Source organism: bacterium, assembly GCA_021372615.1.
Taxonomy (GTDB): Bacteria; Armatimonadota; Zipacnadia; order Zipacnadales; family UBA11051; genus JAJFUB01.
In genome coordinates this window covers 25,904-44,807 of sequence record JAJFUB010000114.1, presented here as the reverse complement: position 1 = coordinate 44,807, position 18,904 = coordinate 25,904, and the positions used below count along the sequence as shown (strand labels likewise).

16 protein-coding genes are annotated in these 18,904 nt (G+C 69.3%); 14 read left to right on the top strand and 2 right to left on the bottom strand.

The window, feature by feature from the left end:
• Positions 1-138 precede the first annotated feature (138 nt).
• A complete protein-coding gene (locus LLH23_17310; GenBank protein ID MCE5240224.1) occupies positions 139-948 on the top strand; it encodes an AAC(3) family N-acetyltransferase in 810 nt (269 codons plus the stop codon).
• A 75-nt stretch (positions 949-1,023) separates the two neighbouring features.
• Here LLH23_17310 and LLH23_17305 read toward each other — a convergent pair whose 3' ends face one another.
• Positions 1,024-1,746, bottom strand: coding sequence for a hypothetical protein (locus tag LLH23_17305; GenBank protein ID MCE5240223.1), 723 nt, complete (start codon positions 1,744-1,746; stop codon positions 1,024-1,026).
• Positions 1,747-1,854: 108 nt separating this feature from the next.
• Positions 1,855-2,337, bottom strand: coding sequence for a hypothetical protein (locus LLH23_17300; GenBank protein MCE5240222.1), 483 nt, complete (start codon positions 2,335-2,337; stop codon positions 1,855-1,857).
• Positions 2,338-2,492: 155 nt separating this feature from the next.
• Between LLH23_17300 and LLH23_17295 the strand changes: the two genes are divergently transcribed.
• From LLH23_17295 to LLH23_17235, 13 genes are all read left to right on the top strand, one after another.
• Positions 2,493-3,458 carry a GNAT family N-acetyltransferase gene (locus LLH23_17295; protein ID MCE5240221.1) on the top strand — a complete coding sequence of 322 codons (966 nt, stop codon included), beginning with the start codon at positions 2,493-2,495 and terminating at the stop codon, positions 3,456-3,458.
• 5 nt (positions 3,459-3,463) lie between these two features.
• The gene (locus tag LLH23_17290; GenBank protein ID MCE5240220.1) at positions 3,464-4,150 is read left to right on the top strand and encodes an HAD-IA family hydrolase; all 687 of its coding nucleotides are present in this window, start codon (positions 3,464-3,466) and stop codon (positions 4,148-4,150) included.
• Between the two features lie 27 nt (positions 4,151-4,177).
• Complete coding sequence (locus LLH23_17285) at positions 4,178-5,170, top strand: hypothetical protein (protein MCE5240219.1); 993 nt, start codon at positions 4,178-4,180, stop codon at positions 5,168-5,170.
• 346 nt (positions 5,171-5,516) lie between these two features.
• The gene (locus LLH23_17280; GenBank protein ID MCE5240218.1) at positions 5,517-5,852 is read left to right on the top strand and encodes a hypothetical protein; all 336 of its coding nucleotides are present in this window, start codon (positions 5,517-5,519) and stop codon (positions 5,850-5,852) included.
• 108 nt (positions 5,853-5,960) lie between these two features.
• Positions 5,961-6,296, top strand: coding sequence for a killer suppression protein HigA (locus LLH23_17275; GenBank protein MCE5240217.1), 336 nt, complete (start codon positions 5,961-5,963; stop codon positions 6,294-6,296).
• Positions 6,289-7,413 (top strand): HigA family addiction module antitoxin, encoded by a 1,125-nt coding sequence (locus LLH23_17270; protein ID MCE5240216.1) that lies wholly within the window; start codon positions 6,289-6,291, stop codon positions 7,411-7,413. The genes LLH23_17275 and LLH23_17270 overlap by 8 nt, the downstream gene beginning before the upstream one ends.
• A 37-nt stretch (positions 7,414-7,450) precedes the next feature.
• Positions 7,451-8,224 carry an SDR family oxidoreductase gene (locus LLH23_17265; protein MCE5240215.1) on the top strand — a complete coding sequence of 258 codons (774 nt, stop codon included), beginning with the start codon at positions 7,451-7,453 and terminating at the stop codon, positions 8,222-8,224.
• 33 nt (positions 8,225-8,257) lie between these two features.
• On the top strand, positions 8,258-10,255 hold the full coding sequence (locus tag LLH23_17260; GenBank protein ID MCE5240214.1) for a hypothetical protein: 1,998 nt from the start codon (positions 8,258-8,260) through the stop codon (positions 10,253-10,255).
• Between the two features lie 38 nt (positions 10,256-10,293).
• A complete protein-coding gene (locus LLH23_17255) occupies positions 10,294-10,971 on the top strand; it encodes a hypothetical protein (protein MCE5240213.1) in 678 nt (225 codons plus the stop codon).
• 104 nt (positions 10,972-11,075) lie between these two features.
• Complete coding sequence (locus LLH23_17250) at positions 11,076-12,650, top strand: family 10 glycosylhydrolase (protein MCE5240212.1); 1,575 nt, start codon at positions 11,076-11,078, stop codon at positions 12,648-12,650.
• A 2-nt stretch (positions 12,651-12,652) separates the two neighbouring features.
• On the top strand, positions 12,653-13,801 hold the full coding sequence (locus LLH23_17245; protein MCE5240211.1) for a hypothetical protein: 1,149 nt from the start codon (positions 12,653-12,655) through the stop codon (positions 13,799-13,801).
• Positions 13,802-13,943: 142 nt separating this feature from the next.
• The gene (locus tag LLH23_17240; protein ID MCE5240210.1) at positions 13,944-15,866 is read left to right on the top strand and encodes a hypothetical protein; all 1,923 of its coding nucleotides are present in this window, start codon (positions 13,944-13,946) and stop codon (positions 15,864-15,866) included.
• Between the two features lie 251 nt (positions 15,867-16,117).
• Positions 16,118-18,901, top strand: a complete 2,784-nt coding sequence (locus LLH23_17235; protein MCE5240209.1) for a right-handed parallel beta-helix repeat-containing protein — start codon at positions 16,118-16,120, stop codon at positions 18,899-18,901.
• Positions 18,902-18,904: the final 3 nt, after the last annotated feature.

Sequence of the window (18,904 nt, the reverse complement as noted above, 5' to 3'; positions counted from 1 at the left end):
CTCAAGGATAGGGTTCAGGGTCTAGGGCTAAGGGTTCAGGGCAACAGCAGCGGCGACGGCCACGGTGTTCCTGAGGATGCAGGGTTCGCCTGAGGTGGCGGAGGACCTTCCCCGCCGGGGGGAGAATGTCCGGCGGCTATGGCACAAGCACGGGTGACTCAGGGTGACCTCATCACGGGCCTGCGCGGGCTGGGCGTGCGCGCGGGCGACCTCATCTTCGTCCACGCCTCGCTGAGCCGCTTTGGGCATGTCGAGGGCGGGGCTCGCACGGTCATCGAGGCCCTGCTCGCGGCGATCGGGCCGAGCGGGACCCTCGCCATGCCCGGCTTCACCTTCGGCCTGCGCGAGGAGGCGACCCCGGTCTTCGACGTGCGCCACAGTCCCTGCTGGACCGGCCGGACCTACGAGCTGTTCCGCACCGAGGTCGCGACCCACCGCAGCCACCATGCCACCCATTCGGTTTGCGCGGCGGGCCCGCAGGCCGCGGCCCTCACCGCCGACCACGGCCCGGCCCCCTGCGGAGCCACGAGCCCCTTCCGCAAGCTGGCCGCGTGGGGCGGCGGTCTCCTGCTGCTCGGCGTGGGCCACAACAGCAACACGACCTTCCACGCCGTCGAGGAGCAGGAGCAACTGCCGTACTTCCCCCTGCGGCAGCACCCCCGCGTCACGATCATTGACGAGGAGGGCCAGGCGCACCCCCTCCCCACGCTGCTGCACGCCCCTACCCGGCGCTATGACTTCAACCGCATGAACACGAGCCTGTGGGAGGCCGGGCTGCAGCGCGAGGCGTTCATCGGCGACTCCCTCGTGCGCTACCTGAACGCCGGCGACATGTTCGAACACGCGGTGCAGGCCGTGCGGCGCGACCCGGAGACCCTGGTGGAGCTCGGGGGGCAGCGCCTGCAGGTCCCCGTGGGGCGCGTCGAGGGCCAGATGGTCTACGCCTGACGAAGCCCTTCCAGAATCATGACGGCCCACCCGCGATCGGGTGGGCCGTCGGCACATCAGCAGTGGCCGATCAGGCTACTTCTGGCCACCACAACGCGCGCACCTGCAGCCGGCGCCGCACTTCGCCGCCGCGCCCTGCTTGCCGCAGGCCGCGCACTTGCACGCCGCGCCACACTTGCAGGCGCTCCTGTCGCCGCTGGCGCACTTGCAGGCATCGCCGCACTTGCAGCCGGCGCGGCCGCCGGGGCAGCCCCCGCCACGGGCCGCGAGAGTCGGGACGCCGAAGTAGACCAACTCGGAGATCGCGCCCTTGGTGACACGCACGGCGATCTCGTTGACCCCTGACACATCGCCCTGCAGCGCAAAGCGCCCGGCGCCTATCCGCTCAGCCTTCAGGCCCACATCCTTGCCCGTGCCCGAGCCTGTGGCGCTGACCGAGGCATTGGCATCGCCCTGATGGGACTTGTCCGCCACGAGCAGCAGCAGCCCGCGTGGCGTCGCGGCGAGGGTGACCTGCCCGGACGCCAGTGCCCGCGTCGTCGCGGCCACCCGGCCCCGGCCCATGGCCATCATGCCGCAGCCGCCCCCCATCCGCATCCCGCAGCCTCGTCCCATCCCCATGCCGCCGCCGGGCTTCATGCCACAGCCGCCACCCGCGCCCATGCCACAACCCGCGCCTGCTCTCATGCCGCAGCCGGGCTTCCCCGGAGTCGATTGGGCGAGTGCGACGACCGTCGTGACGACCAGCGCCAGCACGATGACCAGCGCCAGCGGAATGACCAACCTACGCATGTTCATCCGAGTCTCCTTGCCTTACCGTCGTTGGGCAACCACGTTATATAATTGCCCTAAACGGCAGGCGGGGCGCGGAAGGTTCCCGGTGTGTGAGCGGGCTGGCCGTGCCCGTCAGCGCTCTTCGCAGCGCCAGCCGAGGCGCGTGCCGGGGAGACCCACATAGTACACGCGAGAGAGGCCCGGGCGCGTCACGCGCACGGCCAACTCGTCCACGTCCGCCAGGTTCGCCATGCAGGCATAGACGCCGGGGCTGACCGGCGCCAATCGCAGGCAGCGGCTGCCGAAGAACCCGGTGCCGTAGACCCCCACCGACGCTAGCGGGTCGGGCTGGCGCGCCGCGTCGGTGATCTTCACCATCAGTCTGACCCCGCCGAGCCGCTCAGTCACGGTGACGTTGGCCTGCCCGGCCCCCAGCGCGTGGGTGCGCGAGACCAGCACCATCGGCGTGGCTTCCGGGGGCGTGCCCAGGATGCGCGCCGGCGTGTCGCCATCGTTGGGGTCCGCCGCGGTCTGCGCCATCGCGACGGAAGCGCCCACAACCAACCATAGCACCAAGACGGCCATTGCCACCCAAACACATCTATCGCGTCGCAACAGACATACCTCCTCGCCAGAGACAGGCTATCGCGCCGTCCCTGCAGTTGGCGCTATCAGCACGATGAGAGGTTCGCCGCGCCAGGCCGACCATCCTGCCGGCCGCGGCAGGAGATGGTGGCTGTCCGGGCGAATTCCCCCGCCCGGAGGTCGCCATGCCCTACCGCCTGGTTACCCACGAGCAGACGCCTCGTCTGGCCGAGCAGCTGACGGCGCTGTCGAACCTCGCCTTCGCCGAATACGAGGGCGCGCCGGCCGTGGATGCCGAGTTCACGCGCTGGTACGCCCGGCGGCCGGGCAGTACCCCGGGATTGTGCGTGGCGGCGTTGGACGGGGATGAGATGGTCGCCAACGTCCTGGTGGCCGTGCAGGAGTTGAGCCTGGGCGGCGAGTTCATCCCCTGCGGCATCGTGGACACGGTCGCGACCCATCCCGACCACCGGCGGCACGGTCTGGCCCATCAGCTCATGGACATGGCGCATGACCTGATGCGCCGGCAGAGCGTCGAGGCCGGCGTCCTGTACACCAACCCCGCCAACCATCCCTACCACTTCTACACGCGGCTGGGCTACATCACTCGGGCCCAGGCCGCCATGCTGACCGGCTCACGCCCGGCACCGGCAGGAGACTGCGACGTCCGACCGATGGCTGCCGACGAGGCAGCCACCGTCCGCACCCTCGTCAACGACAAGTATGCCGCCTACGAGGGCTTCGCCCGCCTGGATGGCGACCTGTGGCGCTGGCACCGGGTGGACCGGCCGGCCGCCCTGCCCGTGCAGGTAATCGTGGCCGAGCGTGCCGGCCGGACCGTGGGCACGGCGGCGCTGGCGGGGGTCTCAGTGCTGCTGGACGGCCGCCAGACGCAGGTGACCGTCATCTCGGACGCCGTCTACGATGGCGCAGCCTGCCTGCGTGATCTCCTGGCCGCCGCCTCACAGGAGCGCCTGATGGCCCTGCACGATGTGCGCGCCCCGGAGCACGAGGCCCTGCAGCAGGCCGGTTTCACCAGCGCCGTGGGCGAAGTGGCGATGGTCCTGCCCTTCACCGACCGGGCACGGGACCTGTTGTCTCGGCCGCCCACGCCCTGGTACGTCATGGTCGAATCCGTCGTGGGAGTGTAACCCTCTTGAGCCGCTACACACTACAACTGGCCACCTTCGACATCGCCGGCACCACGCTGGTGGACGACAACCTGGTGGACCGCGTCTTCATGGCCGTCTTCGAGGCCCACCGGATGCCGGTGCCGGAGGCGGAGCTGGTGCCCTTCCGCGGCTCGTCCAAGCGCCTGATCTTCGACACCATGGTCGCCCGCCACGGCGCGCCGGGCTTGCCGGCGACGGACCGGTTGATGGCCGAGTTCGAGGATGAGCTGGGAGCACAGTTGCGCCGCACGGCCCAGGCCGTGCCGGGCACGGCCGACACCTTCGCCTGGCTGCGCGCGCAGGGCCTCAAAGTCGCCCTGACCACCGGCTTCAGTCGTCCGACGCTGCTGCTGGTGCGCGAGCTGCTCGGCTGGACGCGTGACCTGGTGGATGCGGCCATCTGCAGCGACGACGTGCCCGAGGCCCGGCCGGCCCCATGGATGATCTACGCCGCGATGCAAGCGACCGGCGTCCCCACGGCGGCGGCGGCCATGGCTGTGGGCGACACCCCGCGCGACCTGCAGGCCGGCACGAACGCCGGCTGCGGCGCGGTGGTCGGCGTACTCACCGGCACCGGCACCGCCGAGACGCTGGGCCGCGTGCGCCATACCCACCTGCTGCCCAGCGTCGCCGACATACCGGACCTCATCGAGAGGGAATACCGCCTGTAACGTCACAGGCCGAGCCGGGAGGGCTCCATGAACAGCCGCGAGATCATCCGCCGCGTGGTCGCCTTCGACAGCCCCGAACGCATTGGCTTCGCCTTCTCCGGCTACCAGGGCCAGGCGCGCCTGAACGACTTCCACGGCGGCGGCGCCGCCGCAGACCCCAACTTCGTCAAGGAGCAGTGGGCCGAGGGCCGCTACCAGTGCTCCCGCGACGAGTGGGGCAATGTCTGGGCCAAGGTGGATGAGCGGCACAGCGGCGAGGTCATCCGTGGCGTCATCCAGTCGTGGGATGACCTGGACAGCTACACGCCCCCGACGCTGGCCGACCCGGCGCGCTACGAAACGGTCAAGGCCAACTGGGCCGCCGACCCCGATCGGTATCACCTGGGCACCTTCCCCGGCTTCGCCTTCAACGTCACGCGCTACATGCGGGGCTTCGAGCAGTTCCTGCTGGACTGCGCTGCCGAGCCCGACCAGGTGCGGCGCCTCAACGACATGGTTGTGGGCCTGGTCGAGCGCATCATTGACATCTACGCGGACGCCGGCGCCGATGGCCTCTTCACCTGCGAGGACTGGGGCACCCAGGAGCGGCTGCTGGTGTCGCCGGCGATGTGGCGCGAGCTGTTCCTGCCGAGCTTCGAGCGCGTCGTGGGTCGGGCCCATGAGCGCGGCCTGACCGTCTGGATGCACTCCTGCGGCTACCTGTGGGAGATCATCCCCGACCTGATCGCCGTGGGCGTGGACGTGCTGCAGTTCGACCAGCAGGAGAACTACCCCCTCCAGCGCCTGGCCGACCACTTCGCCGGCAGAGTCACCTTCTGGTGCCCGGTGGACATCCAGAAGGTCCTCCAGACCCGCGACAAGCAGACCATCCAGGACTACGCCAGGCGGATGCGATACGCACTGGGGGGCCAGGGCGGGGGCTTTGTGTGCAAGGACTACGGCGACTGGCGCGCCCTGGGCATCACCGAGGACGAGCAGCAGTGGGCCTACGAGGCCTTCCTGGAAGTCGCGGCATACTGACCGAGCCGGTGGACCGCCGACCTGGCGGCCCGGGAGCGCTCCAGGGCCCTGTCAGCACGGCCGGCCGCGCACAGGGCGGCGAGACTGCACACGGCGAGTATGATGGCAATTCCCAACGCGATACCGGCAAGGAGCGTCACGTCGTCATCTCCGTGGGCGGATTGCCCGGACGATGCCCACACCGCTGGTTTACCCGCCCCGGGCTCGCCGCATTCCGGATTACGCTCAAGTGTTCCGCAACCTCCTGCCGCCCCCCCGGCTCAACCCCGGCCGGCAGGTGCCCGCCGCTGCCGGCGAGAAGTCACTGCCGCCATTCACACCTGCACGTCACACCGAGGAGAACGTCATGCGCAAGTTCCACCATTTCGGTCTGCCGACCGAGGAGAAGCAGCCCGGCGAGACCTACGTTCCGGCCACCAAGGTGTCCGTCACCGACCCCATGAAGCACCCGCAGCGGATCGAGTTCCTGCGCTATGAGCCCGATACGCCGGTCGCGAACGCCGTGCGGACGATGCCGCATATCGCCTTCGCGTGCGACTGCATGGACGACGAGATCGCCGGCTGTGAGGTCCTGCTGGGGCCGTTCGAGGCCATGCCGGGCCTGCGGGTCGTGTTCGTGAACAAGGACGGGGCGGTCATGGAGTTCATGGAGTTCGCACCGGGCATGGACTGGGGCGTGTAGGCGCACCCGGGCCCCGGGTGGCGCGGGCGTCCCCGCCCACGCCGGGACGATGTGGAACTTTCTGTAGACGTATTTGGTCTACTATAATATGATGTATCCAGGTGGGGCATGGAGGTCTACTTTCGTGACAAGCGCCTCCAGCGGCTGCTCAGCGACCCACGGGAGTGCGGGCGCAGGTACGGAGCGGACGCGGCGCGCAAGGTTGAGGTGAGACTGCAGACGCTGGCGCACGCTGAGAACCTGGCGCAGGTGTTCCATGCCCCGGGGCGCTGTCATCCCCTCAAGGCCGACCGACAAGGCCAGTACGCTCTGGACCTCAGAGGGGGGCTCCGCTTGGTATTCGCCCCGGCCAACGATCCGCTACCTGTCCGCGGCGACGGCGCCGTGGACACGGATCGGGTGACTGTTGTCGTGGTGCTGGAGGTGATTGACTACCATGGTTGAGGCAGGCCTGCGGTACACGCCACAGACGCCGGTGCCCCCCGGCGAGGTGCTGGCCGAACTGCTGGAGGAGCGCGGAATGACGCAGGCGGAGCTGGCGCGCCGCACCGGGCTCTCTAAGGACCACATCAGCCGGATCATCCGCGGCGTGTCGTCGGTGACTTTCGACACGGCCCTGGCTCTGGAGCGGGTGCTGCAGCTCAGCGCCTCGTTCTGGGTGGGCATGGAGAGCACCTACCAGGAACTCCGGCAGCGAGCCGCCGAGGCGGATGAGCTGTCGCAGGCCGCCGAGATCGTGCGGCAGTTCCCGTATGCCGAGCTGGTCAGATACGGCTATGTCGCGGCCGCCACCCAGGTAGGTCGGCGAGCCGAGCAGTTGCTCAGCTTCATGGGCGTGGCCTCCTTTGAGTCGTTGCTGCGGCAGTACCCGTTGACCGCGAACCTGCGCGTCGCGGCTCACAGGCAGCCCTCGCCGTATGCCCTCGCCGCCTGGCTGCGCATGGGCGAGTTGACGGCGGCCGAGGTGTCCACCGCCGCCTACGACGAGCAGGCGCTCAAGGCCGCCCTGCCGCTGCTGCGGCAACTGACGTGCAGCGCCGACGCCTCCTTCCAGCATACGCTGCGCGACCTCCTGGCCGGCTGTGGGGTGGCCCTGTGTCTCGTGCCGCACCTGTCGCACACCTACGCACACGGGGCGACGCAGTGGATCCGGCCCGACAAGGCGGTGATCGAGCTGAGCCTCCGCGGGGCGTATCTGGATGTGCTCTGGTTCACGCTCTTCCACGAGATCGGCCACCTGCTACTGCGACACAGCAAGAAGAAGGTCTACATCAGCTTCGACGACCCCGCCGAGGCTCCCGAGGAACAGGAGGCCGATCTCTTCGCGCAAGAGACGCTCATTCGGTCCGACGCCCTCCGGCAGTTCCGCCAGCGTCCCTACCGCCTCAGCCGCCAGAGCGTGCTCCACTTCGCCACGGAGGCCGGGGTGGGGCCCGGCATCGTTGTGGGACGCCTGCAGCACGATGGCGACTTGCCTCCGTCGCACCACAACGCGTTGCGCCCCAAGTTCACTTGGGGGCCCCCGGAGGCGTCCGGGGACGCCGGCTATCGCGGTCGGTGACCGCTCGTACAGCACTGCAAGAGAGTTGGTGAACCCGATGAACATCAAGGACAAGGTCATCCTGCTGACTGGCGGCACCTCCGGCATTGGCGAGGGCTGCAGCCGTCGCTATGCCGAGCTGGGCGCCAGGGTCGTCTTCGCCTCCGTCCAGGAGGCCGAGGGCCAGGCGCTCGAGGCCGAACTGAAGGGCCAGGGCTATGTCGCCGACTTCGTGTACTGCGACGTCACCTGCGAAGACAGCGTCAAGGCGCTGGTGCAGAAGGCGCTCGACCTGCACGGGCGGATTGACTGCTGCCACTCCAACGCTGGCGTCTGGCGGCAGGGCAAAGTGACCGACTTCACCGAGGCGGACTACGACTTCGTCTTCGGCGTGAACGTCAAGGGCAACTTCCTGCTGGCCAAGCACGTCGTGGCCGCCATGGAGCAGCAGGACAAGCCTGGCGTCATCGTCATTACCACCTCGGTCGCCTCGCAGATCGGCTTCCCCCAGCACGCCATGTACTGCGCCTCGAAGGCCGCGCTGGAAGCCATGATCCGCTGCATGTGCAACGACCACGCGGGGAAGGTGCGTGTCGTGGGTGTTTCGCCCGGGACGATTGACACGCCGATGCTGGCGGCCACATGCGCGGGGTGGGAGCAGTCCAAGGAAGAGATCTACGCCGAAGTCGCCCAGAAGATCCCGGTGCGCCGCCTCGGCCAGCCGCTGGACATCGCCAACGCCGCCGCCTTCCTGATGAGCGACGAGGCCAGCTACATTGACGGCACGATTCTCGTGCTCGACGGCGGGACGCTGCCCCTGCCGCCCTGGTAGGCGGGCCGCCCGCTTCCGGAGATGATCGCTGCCATGCCCACGCGCCCGGGCGCTCGCCGTGTGCGGCGGGTCGCCATCCCGCCATGCCGCGACCCGTTCATCAACAACCTGCTCTTCCCTGTGGGCCAGGAGCCCGGCGCGCCGGAGCGCTTCTGGATCACCACCTGGAACTCCGTGGCGGGCTGCACCGGCGCGCTGGTGGATGAGACCGGCGCCTTCCGCCTCTACCAGTTCGCCGACCCGCTCAAGCCGGGCTTCTACAGTGTGGCTGCCGAGGACCTCGACACGCTCTGGCTGTGGGGCAGTCTCACCGAGGTGACGCGCCTGGAGCTGCAGACCGGCCGCTACGAGAGCTTCCCCACCGGCGCTCCCTACGGCCTCGTCTTCCACGGTATGGCCTACGACCCCGCCACCGGCAAGCTGCTTGCCGTGGCCAACACCTACGCGGGTGCGGGGCCGACAGCGGTCTCCTTCGACACGCGGCGGCGGGAGACGGCGCGCGTCTACGAGCACGTCGCGCCGGACTGGTGCCTGCACGGCCACTTCGCCAATGGCGACGGCACCTACACCGTCCTGGCCGAATGCCCGGGCACCTCGCTGCTGCATTGGGACCCGCAGGCCGACACGATTGCCCCCGAGCGCCTGCGCGACACCGTGGACCTGCATGCCGAGATGTCTGCAGCGTCCTACTACTCCCTGGTGCGCGACGACGCGGGCCGCGTGTACTTCCCCAGCCGGGGCTGGTATGACCCGCTGCGGCGGCGCTTCGCCCGGGGCGGTCCCCGACCGGACCGCGAGATGACCTGGTTCGCCCGCCATGGCCAGGCCTTCGCCGGCGTGGCCTATGCGGAGGGCGATGCGGTCGTCGGGCTGTGGGACCTCGCGACCGGCCACGTGCGGGAGACGGCGCGGTGCGCCAACTGCGGCCTGCAGAACGTGAACCTCACCGCCGGCGGCAAGCTCGTCAGCGTCAGCATGTATGGCGAGTTCACGCGCCACGACCTGCAGACCGGCCGCCTGGAGGTCAGCCGCCTGCTGCCGGCCGAGGCCGTCCAGCACACTGACTGCCTGCGGCTCATTGACCGCGACCGCCTGCTGGGCACGCCCTTCATCACCCAGCGGTTCTATGAGATCAACCTGAAGACCGGGCGGGGCTATGATTGCGGCCGTGCCGCCCCCGGCGGCGGCGAGATCCTGCAGACCTGGCGCCTGGGCGGCAAGGTCTACATGGCCGAGTATGGCGGCGGCCGCCTCGTGGAGTATGACCCGCAGGTCCACCCGCATTTCCCCGAGAACCCGCGCACCGTTGCCAACCCGCCCGGCTCGATGCGGCCCCTCGCCGCGGCCGATGACGGCCGTTGCCTGTACTACGCCTGCAGCGCCCACTACGGCCACCTGGGCTCGGCCGTGACGCGCTACGACACCGTCACCGGCGAGAACGTCACCGCCGTCAATCCCATTCCCGACCAGCGCATCGTCAGCCTCGCATATGACAAGACGGGGAAGCGCCTACTGGCCGCGACACACTTCGACGCCGACTGCCAGTCCTGCCCGGCCACGAGTGACAAGTGCTTCCTGGCGGCGCTGGCGGCCGATGATCTGCGAGTGTTGGACCAGTTCGAGGCACCGCCGGGCACGCGGGCCGTGCAGATCATCGGGCCGGTGCGGCGCGGCCGGTGGCTATGCCGCCTGCAGGGCAGCTTCAACCTCGGCGCGGCCACGGCCGCGGACATCCTGCTGGAGATCGGCGGCGAGCCGCTGACGTTGGCGCCGCTCTCGGAGGCCTGGCCCGTCCCCGCCGGCTGGGGCGCCATCTGCCCCACGACGACCGCCGGCCGGTTCGTGATCCAGATCGGCAAGCGCGTGGAGTTGTGGCGCTTCACGTGGGGCCGGGCGTCCCGGGCGGCCCACCCGGTCGCGACGCTCTCTACCCGCGCCGCCGGACGACGCCTGCTCATGGATGGTGACACGGTCTTCCTGCTCGGCAATACCGACATTCTGGTCTTACAGGACGCCGCTTCCGGCGCCTGAGCCTCTGCCAGGGGACATCTGCCCCGGAGGTCGGTACCATGCTCGACGAGACCAGCCTTGCGTCCACCCTCGATGCCGTCAATGAGGCCCTCTTCCTCGGCCGCAAGATCAGCCAGCGCGACCGCGCCGCCGTCGCGAAGTGGCTGGCCGGGCGCTGCGGCGAGCCGCGCTCGTATGAGTTCATGCCCGCGCCCACCGCACAGGACTTCTCCGGCTCCGCCCGGCTCTTTACCGGCGAGCCCCTGACCACCAGCGGCGGCACGGCCTGCAAGCTCGGCCACGAGGGCTGTCGGGCGCTCCTTGTGCTCGGCGTGACCACGCGCCCCATCGCCGCCGCTCTCCAGCGCGCCGAGGAGCACATGACCGCGCGCCTCGACCCGGCCGACGGTCCGCGCGGCGGGTACTACTGCTGCGGCTCGTGCACGGTCGCCTTCTGGCGGCACTTGCTCGTGGGCGGCCTCGACCATCAGGAACGGCGTCTGGCCAACGGCCTGCAGAACCTGCAACGCGCGCGCCTGGGCAAGGGCGCGTGGCGCTTCTTTCCCTCCTGGTACACCGTCTGGGCGCTGACGGAGATGGAGCCGGCCCTGGTCCGGGACGAACTGCAGTACGCCGCCCCGCGCCTGGAGCGCGCCCTGAAGCGGATCGTCCCGCCCGACGACGTGTACGCGGTGCGGCGCCAGGAGATCGCGCGGCGGGCGCTGGCTCTCGTCTAGCCGTAGGAGGCCGTGGCCGTAGGAGCGCCAGCATCCTGCTGGCAAGCCGTCGCCGTAGGAGCGCCAGCTTCCAGCCGGCAAGCCGTTCGCCGTAGGAGCCACCCATGACCCACCTCGACGCCCTCAACCGCCCCCGCCGCCTCGTCGTTCAGTACGACGCCCACGGCCAGCTTGGCGCCCCCTTCGACGAGTGGCTCGCCTTCCGCTTCCACTGCATGGACACGCCCGGCAGCATGATAGACGCGATCATCTGGGACATCGGCTGGGGGAGCTGGGCCGCGTACCCTAGCGAGGTCCTGCCGCGTTTCGAGCATCCCGGCCTCAAGCTCTGGTGGGACCGGGGCACCGAGTGGGTGGGCGAGCTGGTGCGGGCCACCCACAAGCGCGGGCTCGAGTGCTTCTGGAACCACCGCGTCAGCGAGGTGGACATCAACCCCCTCGCGGGCCTCGACCGCGAGACCGAGCTGATGATGGACCACATGAACCCGGTCAAGGCCGCGCACCCGGATTGGGTCCTCAAGACCTGGTGGTGGCAGGGCCTGTGGAACTACGCCGTGCCCGAGGTGCGGGAGCACCACCTCGCCATTGTGCGCGAGCTGGCCGACCGGTACGACCTCGACGGCTTCCAGCTGGATCTGGCCCGCCACATCCCGTGCCTGCCGGTGGGGCGGCAGTGGGAACTGCGCGAGGGCGTGACCGAGTTCCTGCGCCTGGTCCGCGCCATGCTGCAGGAGACCGCGGCGCGACGCGGCAGGCCGTTGCTGCTGGGGGCACGCATCCCTAACACGCTCGCGAGTTGTCGCGCGGACGGCTTCGATGTGTGGGCATGGGCACGGGAGGGGCTGGTGGACATGCTCACGCTCGGTACGCGCTCCATGAGTGTGGACATCGAGGGCTTCCGCGCCGTCGTCGGCGACACAGTGAAGCTGCAGCCCTGCTGCGACGACCACCACGCGACCGACGGCTACCGCTTCCAGCCGCTCGAGTTCCTGCGCGGCGTGTTCGCCAACTGGTGGCAGCAGGGCGCGGACAGCGTCGTGACCTTCAACTGGGGCAATGCCCCGGCCGAGGTGGCCGAGGCGGCGCTGGCGCGCTGGGGCCGGGGCACCTTCAATGAGGCGCCCTCCACGCACGCGGAGGCCTACCTGGAGGTGGGCGACGCGCGGGCCATGGCGGGGCGGGACAAGGTCTTCGCGGTCGAGCGCCGCGGCGGGTACCCGTGGGCCGAGGGGGCCTTCAACCGCAATGACGACGCGCCGCTGCCCCTGGCCCTGCGCCACGACGGCACGCCGGCGTGCTTGCCGATCCGCGTGTCCGACGACCTGTCTCGCCAGGCGGTGCAGGTGCGGCTGCGCGCGGTGCTGTTCGGCGCGCGCGAGGGCGACACGTTGGCCGCCTCGCTCAACGGCGTGCCCCTGCCGCAGCCCACTGTGGACTTCGCCTGGAAGGACCCGCAGGTCTTCTCGCCCCGCCCCCAGCCGCCCTCGGGTGGCAGCGGCCGCTACGCAGCGGACCCCGACCGGCGCTTGCTGTGCCTGGACTTCGCCGTCCCGCCGGAGGCCTGTCGCGTCGGCCCCAACGAGGCCGAACTGAGCATCGTCAACCGGCTCCCCTACTGCTGCCAGGAGATCGTGCTGGAGAGGCTGGAGGTTCATCTCACCTACGGAAAGAGGGATTGACCATGTGCCGCCTGTCTCGTCTGTGGCTGCCGTCATTGGTGGTTCTGGCTCTCTCTGCGTTGGGCGGCGTCCCCTGGGCGGCCCCCGCCGCCCACTGGGGCTGCCTGTATGAAGGTGAAGGTGGCGTCTACTGGCTGAGCGCCACGCCCGGGGCGGTGCCGGTGCAGGTGCTGAGGCTCGAGGGCGCGGACAACTCGGTGGACGACTTCGCCATCTCCCCCAACGGGCAGCGTCTCGCCATCATCAGCGGCGGCTGGACCTGCGAGATCATCGAGTTGGCGACCGGCGTCCGGACGCCGGTGTGGGCCGCCGACAGGGATCCCGGGCCACTGGCCTGGTCGCCCGACGGCAACGCGCTGGCCTACGTACAGGGCGGGGTGCTCAGCGTTCTGCCGGTGGGCGGGACGGCCCGCGTGCTGGTGGCTGACAAGCGCGTAAGCGACATGTCGTGGTCGCCCGACGGCAAGCGGATTGCGTACGGGCGGCGCGACGAGAACGATCAGGACCTCGGGCTGTTCGTCATTCCGGCCGCCGGAGGCCAGCCGAAGCAACTGGTCAGGGGGACCCACGACATCTATGGCGTCGCCGACATCTCCTGGTCGCCGGACGGCCGCCGTCTGGCCTTCATGCATGCCTGGGAGGGTGGGGCGCTGTGCTTCGTCAACGCCGATGGCACGGGCTATCGCGCCAACATCGGCGCGGCTTTCGGTCCGGCCAAGTGGCTGCGCGACGGCTCGGCCGTCGTGTATACGGCCATGGAGAACGAGGTGGAGACGCTGGGCGTGTACCGGTGCGGGTCCCTCGGACGCCCGGAGGCGATCATCAGCGGCAAGAACGTCACCTTCGACATGCTGCCCTCCGGGCGACTGCTGGTCATCAACAGCCCCGGCGAGCGCAGCAAGCACCCCACCTACCTGAAGCTCCTGCCCACCCCTCGGGCCACGGCGCGTCCGCTGTGGCAGGGGACCATCGCCGCGGCGGCCATCAGCAGCTTCTTCGAGCCCGACGGGTCCCGCCTGGCCCTGTGGGTGCAGGACAAGCAGAGGAATGAGAGCCTGTGGATCGGCGCTGTGGGGCAGTCGCCGACCCGACGGGTGGGTAACATCAAGCGCCTGCTGGGCTGGTCGCAGGGCCCCGGGGGTGCGGGTTAGGGGGCGGCGTTGGAGCGCGGCTTTCCAGAGCCGCATTCCGCCGGGTGGCCATGCGGCTCTGGAGAGCCGCGCTCCGACGGGGGAGGGGAGTGCCCCGCCGGCCACGAACAGACCCACCCTACACACGACCGGAGGCCGCACCATGCACACTGCCCGACCAGCCGTGCTCACTCTACTTCTGATGGTGGTGTTTGCGCTCATGTCCAACAGCCCCTCCCCGGCCGCCTCCAAGGACCTTGGCAACGGCTTTTCCGATCACGGGGTCTGCACCCCCCTGTCCAACCACCGCGGTATCGTGGCCACGAAGGACGGCAGTGGCAAGAACGTCGCACTGGCCTGGCTGATGGACTGCCGCGGGTGCTACGAACTGCTGCTGGTGGAGGCCGAGACCGGGAAGGCGGAGGAGTACCCCATTCCCGTCCCCACCGCCGGCGACTCGCCCTTCGCCTCGATCCTGTCTTCGGCGAACAAGTTCTATACCCACTTCGGCACGCAGTTCATGGAGTTCGACCCGGCTCAGCGCAAGTTCACCTTCACCCGCCAGACCACCCCGAACATGGCCATGGCCATGACCGAGGATGACAACGGGGTCATCTGGTCGGCGACCTACCCCCAGAGCGGCGTCGTGTCCTACAACCCCAAGACGGGGGAGTTCAAGGACTACGGCTACATCTACAAGCAGACGTGGGCGCAGTACCCGCGCTACGTCGCCTGCGATGACGCGGGCTGGGTCTACCTGGGCATCGGCAGCACCGCCAGCCAGATCGTGGTCCTCGACCCCGCCACCGGCCAGGCCACGCCGCTGGTCGCCGAGGCCGACCGCAAGCACGGCAGCGGCACCGTCGTGCGCGACCAGAACGGCAAGGTGTACGGCTTCAGCGGCGGCGAGGGCGGCCGGTGGATGGAGCTGTACAAGGGCCAGCGGACCGACCTGGCCGACAAGCCCGCCCTCAAGCCCAAGCCGTACATCGCCGCCAGCCAGAGCCTCTTCCACCAGCGGTTCCCCGACGGCAGGCTGCTCAAGCAGCTCGACACCATCGAGCAAGTGATGGTCGTCGAGGACCCCAAGACCAAGCAGAGCCAGGAGTTCAAGTTCACCTACAAGAGCGAGGGCGCCCACATCATGGCCATGTGCGCCGCGCCGGACGGTACCATGTGCGGCGGCACGGCCTTCCCCATGCGCTTCTTCTCGTACAACCCCAAGACCGATGAGTGGGTGCGGCACCCGGCCTACAACCAGTGGAACACCGTTGTCCGCCAGGGCGACTTCTTCTATGCCGGTGGCTATGGCCATGGGGTGCTGCAGCAGTGGGACCCGACCAAGGCCTGGGTGAACACCGTCGAGGGCAAGGAGTGCAACCCGAACATCGTCGGCATCGCCAACCCGGAAATCAACCGCCCGCACGATCTGTTGTCCCACCCGGACGGCAAGACCGTCATCCTGGCCGGCACGCCGGGCTATGGCCTCACCGGCGGCGGGCTGCTGATCTGGGACCGCGAGGCGCGCAGCCCGGTGGTCCTGAAGCACACGCAGCTCATCCCCGACCACGCGCCGATGAGCCTCGTGGCGCTGCCGGATCGCAAGCTGCTGATCGGCACGACCATCGCCGCGGGCACGGGCGGCCAGGTCAAGGCCAAGGTTGCCGAGTTGGCGATCCTGGACCTGGACAGCAACCAGGTCGAGTGGCACGAGCCGCTCCTGGAGAAGGCCTCTAGCTACTCTGACATGTACATGGGGCCGAACGGCCTGGTGTTCGGCTTCGTGGACGGCAACCGGTTCTTCGTCTTCGACCCCAAGACCCGCAAGATCGTCATGGAGAAGAACATCGAGGCGGAGCTGGGCCGCACGAGCGGCAGCCAGCAGGTGCGCATCTTCATCCCGGCCCCGGACGGCAAGATCTACCTGCTGCTCAACAAGGGCATCGCGCTACTGAACCCGGAGACGTTCGCGATCACGATGCTGGCCCAGTCCCCGGTGTCCATCGGCCCCGGCGGCGACTGGCTCGACGGCCGCATCTACTTCGGCAGCGGCTCACACATGTATAGCTGGCAGGTGACGAAGTAGCGCCACGTCAGGTACGCCCGACACTCCTGTCGGGCGCCTGTAGGGCGTAGAGATCGCTTGCGGTCTCAGGGGGCTTGTACCCCGCCCAATCCGGTCGGTTAGTGCCATTCGTGGCGGGGTACAAGCCCCCGCCCTACAGCGGCACGGCTTCGACCCCGCCGCCGGCCGTGGGGCCCGGCGCACACGTGAGACCGCTTGCGGTCTCGGCGCCACCCACACCCCGTCGGTCGCCACTCACGGAGGCTCCACCCATGGACGCACCCATGCGCCTCATCCTGCCTGCGTTGCTGCTCGTGTTGGCGATGGCCGAGGCCGGCGCCGCCGGCGCTGCCTTCCATGTCTCCCCGCAGGGACGAGACAACTGGTCGGGGAAGCTCGAGAAGCCCAACCACGCGCAGACCGACGGCCCCTTCGCCACGCTGGCCCGGGCCCGAGACGCCATTCGCGACCTGAAGGGCAAGGGCAGCCTGCCCAAAGGCGGCGTCACAGTCTGGGTCGCTGATGGCGTCTATCGGCAGACACAGTCGCTCCAGCTCACCGCCGAGGACGCCGGCACCGCCGATAGCCCCATTGCCTACCGTGCCACCGCGAAGACCCGCCCACGCCTGACCGGCGGCTGCCCCATCCCCACCGACGCCCTGACGCCCCTACAGGACGAGGCGGTGCTGCAGCGGCTGACGTCGGAGGCGCGCTCCCATGTGCTCGTCGCCGACCTCAGGACGCTGGGCCTCACGGACCTCGGCCAGTTCCCGGACCGCTACCGGGGCGCCCCCGCCGTACCGGAGCTGTTCTGCAACGACGAGCGCATGACACTGGCCCGCTGGCCCAACACGGGCTGGACGACCATCGCCAAGATCATCGAGACCGGCACGATCCCTCGCACCGGTGGGACGGGCTCGCAGGGCGGCATCTTCGAGTACAGCGGCGAGGCGCCCGGCCGCTGGCGCATCGCCGACGGCGTCTGGCTGCAGGGATACTGGTGCTTCGACTGGTTCGACGAGACGATCCGCATCAAGTCCCTCGACCCGCAGACCAAACGGATCGAGCTGGCCCAGCCCACTGTCTACGGCGTGAAGCAGGGGAACCCATCGCCGCGACGCTACCGGGCCCTGAACGTACTGGAGGAACTCGACTCACCTGGCGAGTACTTCATTGACCGTGCGGCAGGCAGGCTGCTGTTCTGTCCGCCGGCGAAGCTGGCCGGCGCGCGGCTCGTGCTCTCGACGCTGAACGCGCCGATCGTCGAACTCAAGGACGCCAGCTACGTGACCTTCCGGGGCTTCACGATCGAGGCCGGCCTGGGCGACGGCGTGGCCATCTCCGGCGGCACGCAGAACGCTCTGCTGGCCTGCGAGGTGCGCAACGTGCGGCAGGTTGGCGTCAACATCGGGAGCGGCACGCGGCACCGCGTCGAGGCCTGCGACATCCACGATACCGGCACCGGCGGAGTCATCCTCGCCGGCGGCGACCGCAAGACCCTCACCCCCGGTGGCCACGAGGCCGTCAACAACCACATCTGGCGCTACTCGATCCACCAGCTCACCTACGCGAACGCCTTCCTGTGCCAGGGCGTGGGCCACCGCATGGCCCACAACCTGATCCACGACGCGCCCCACCAGGCCATCGGGGTGCACGGCAACGACCACATCTTCGAGTACAACATCGTCCACCACATCTGCACCGAGACAGACGACTGTGGGGCCTACTACAAGGGCCGCAACCCGTCGTGCCGGGGCAACATCGTGCGGTACAACTTCTGGCACAACATCGGCAGCCCGATGGGCCACGGCAATGCCGCGGTGTACTTCGACGACGGCGATGGCGGCGACTTCGTCATCGGCAACATCTTCTTCCGCTGCGGCGACCCGGGGAGGGGCTCCTTCGGCTCGGTCTTCTCCCACGGCGGCTTCGACCTGCTGGCCGACAACAACATCTTCCTGGAGTGCAAGCGCCCCCTGGGGTCGGCCCCCTGGCCGTACAAGCGCTACATGGACTTCCTGAAGGACCCCGGCTACCGGAAGCTGCTCGTGCAGGACGTGGACATCACCAGCGAGACCTACACGAAGCGCTACCCGGAGCTGGTGGGCTTCCTGGACATGCCCGAGACCCGACCGCGCGTGAGCAAGGCCACGCGCAATGTGCGCGCCATGTGCGCGGCGGTCAGCAGCGGCAGCTGGCAGGTGCCCGAGACCGACAACTGGATCACCGACCAGGACCCGGGCTTCGTGAACGCGGCGCGGGGCGACTTCCGTTTGCGCGCCGACGCCCCGGTCTTCAAGCACCTTCCCGGCTTCCAGCCCATCCCGTTCGCGCAGATGGGCCTGGTCAAGAGCGAACTGCGCCCGGTGCTGCCGGTCGAGCAGTGGACCTACCCGCCGCCCCAGCAGCTCCCGCCGCTGGCCGCGACGCGGGCTGCGGCCACGCCGGCCAAGACGACCCCGCCGCCGGTGTTCGTCGTGTCTCGAGCGACGGCTCCCGTCACTGTGGACGGGGTGATCGAGCCGGCCGAGTGGGGCGGCGCGAAGCCTGAGGCAGCGATGCTCCTGGCCCAGGATGTGAACGGCAGTCCGGCCTCCCGCCGCAGCCGCGCCTGGCTGGCCTACAGCGCCGATGCGCTCGTTGTCGCCATCACGAGCGACATCAACCCGGACACGAAGCTCGAGGGCAACCAGTGGGGGACCAATGATGCGGTGGAGGTGGCGCTGCAGGCCGCCAAGGGGAAGCCGATCTACGTGCTGCGGGGCTACCCGAACGGGCACCTGCAGTTCGGTCGGGCCCCCAACGGTGACGAGGAGCCGCTGACGATGGAGTCGGCGAGCATCGTCTACGCGGCGAAGTCGCCCCAGCGGGGGACGTGGGTGGCGGAGTTCAGCATCCCCTGGAAGATGCTGGAAGCCGAGCCCACGCCCGGCGCGCGCTTCGCCTTCAGTCTGAGCGTCCGCAAGGCCCTCGACGACCTGTGGCTGATGTGGGAGGGGACGCGCGCCCACTCGTACGACGTGAGCCGCGCGGGGATCATCGAGCTGGCGGAGTAGCGG

What these genes read in the sequence shown, in the direction of transcription:
- LLH23_17295 (MCE5240221.1), top strand. Translation starts at nt 2,493, where the DNA reads ATGCCCTACCGCCTGGTTACCCACGAGCAGACGCCTCGTCTGGCCGAG.
- LLH23_17270 (MCE5240216.1), top strand. Translation starts at nt 6,289, where the DNA reads ATGGTTGAGGCAGGCCTGCGGTACACGCCACAGACGCCGGTGCCCCCC.
- LLH23_17275 (MCE5240217.1), top strand. Translation starts at nt 5,961, where the DNA reads ATGGAGGTCTACTTTCGTGACAAGCGCCTCCAGCGGCTGCTCAGCGAC.
- LLH23_17235 (MCE5240209.1), top strand. Translation starts at nt 16,118, where the DNA reads ATGGACGCACCCATGCGCCTCATCCTGCCTGCGTTGCTGCTCGTGTTG.
- LLH23_17255 (MCE5240213.1), top strand. Translation starts at nt 10,294, where the DNA reads ATGCTCGACGAGACCAGCCTTGCGTCCACCCTCGATGCCGTCAATGAG.
- LLH23_17310 (MCE5240224.1), top strand. Translation starts at nt 139, where the DNA reads ATGGCACAAGCACGGGTGACTCAGGGTGACCTCATCACGGGCCTGCGC.
- LLH23_17245 (MCE5240211.1), top strand. Translation starts at nt 12,653, where the DNA reads ATGTGCCGCCTGTCTCGTCTGTGGCTGCCGTCATTGGTGGTTCTGGCT.
- LLH23_17285 (MCE5240219.1), top strand. Translation starts at nt 4,178, where the DNA reads ATGAACAGCCGCGAGATCATCCGCCGCGTGGTCGCCTTCGACAGCCCC.
- LLH23_17280 (MCE5240218.1), top strand. Translation starts at nt 5,517, where the DNA reads ATGCGCAAGTTCCACCATTTCGGTCTGCCGACCGAGGAGAAGCAGCCC.
- LLH23_17265 (MCE5240215.1), top strand. Translation starts at nt 7,451, where the DNA reads ATGAACATCAAGGACAAGGTCATCCTGCTGACTGGCGGCACCTCCGGC.
- LLH23_17250 (MCE5240212.1), top strand. Translation starts at nt 11,076, where the DNA reads ATGACCCACCTCGACGCCCTCAACCGCCCCCGCCGCCTCGTCGTTCAG.
- LLH23_17240 (MCE5240210.1), top strand. Translation starts at nt 13,944, where the DNA reads ATGCACACTGCCCGACCAGCCGTGCTCACTCTACTTCTGATGGTGGTG.
- LLH23_17260 (MCE5240214.1), top strand. Translation starts at nt 8,258, where the DNA reads ATGCCCACGCGCCCGGGCGCTCGCCGTGTGCGGCGGGTCGCCATCCCG.
- LLH23_17305 (MCE5240223.1), bottom strand. Translation starts at nt 1,746, where the DNA reads ATGAACATGCGTAGGTTGGTCATTCCGCTGGCGCTGGTCATCGTGCTG.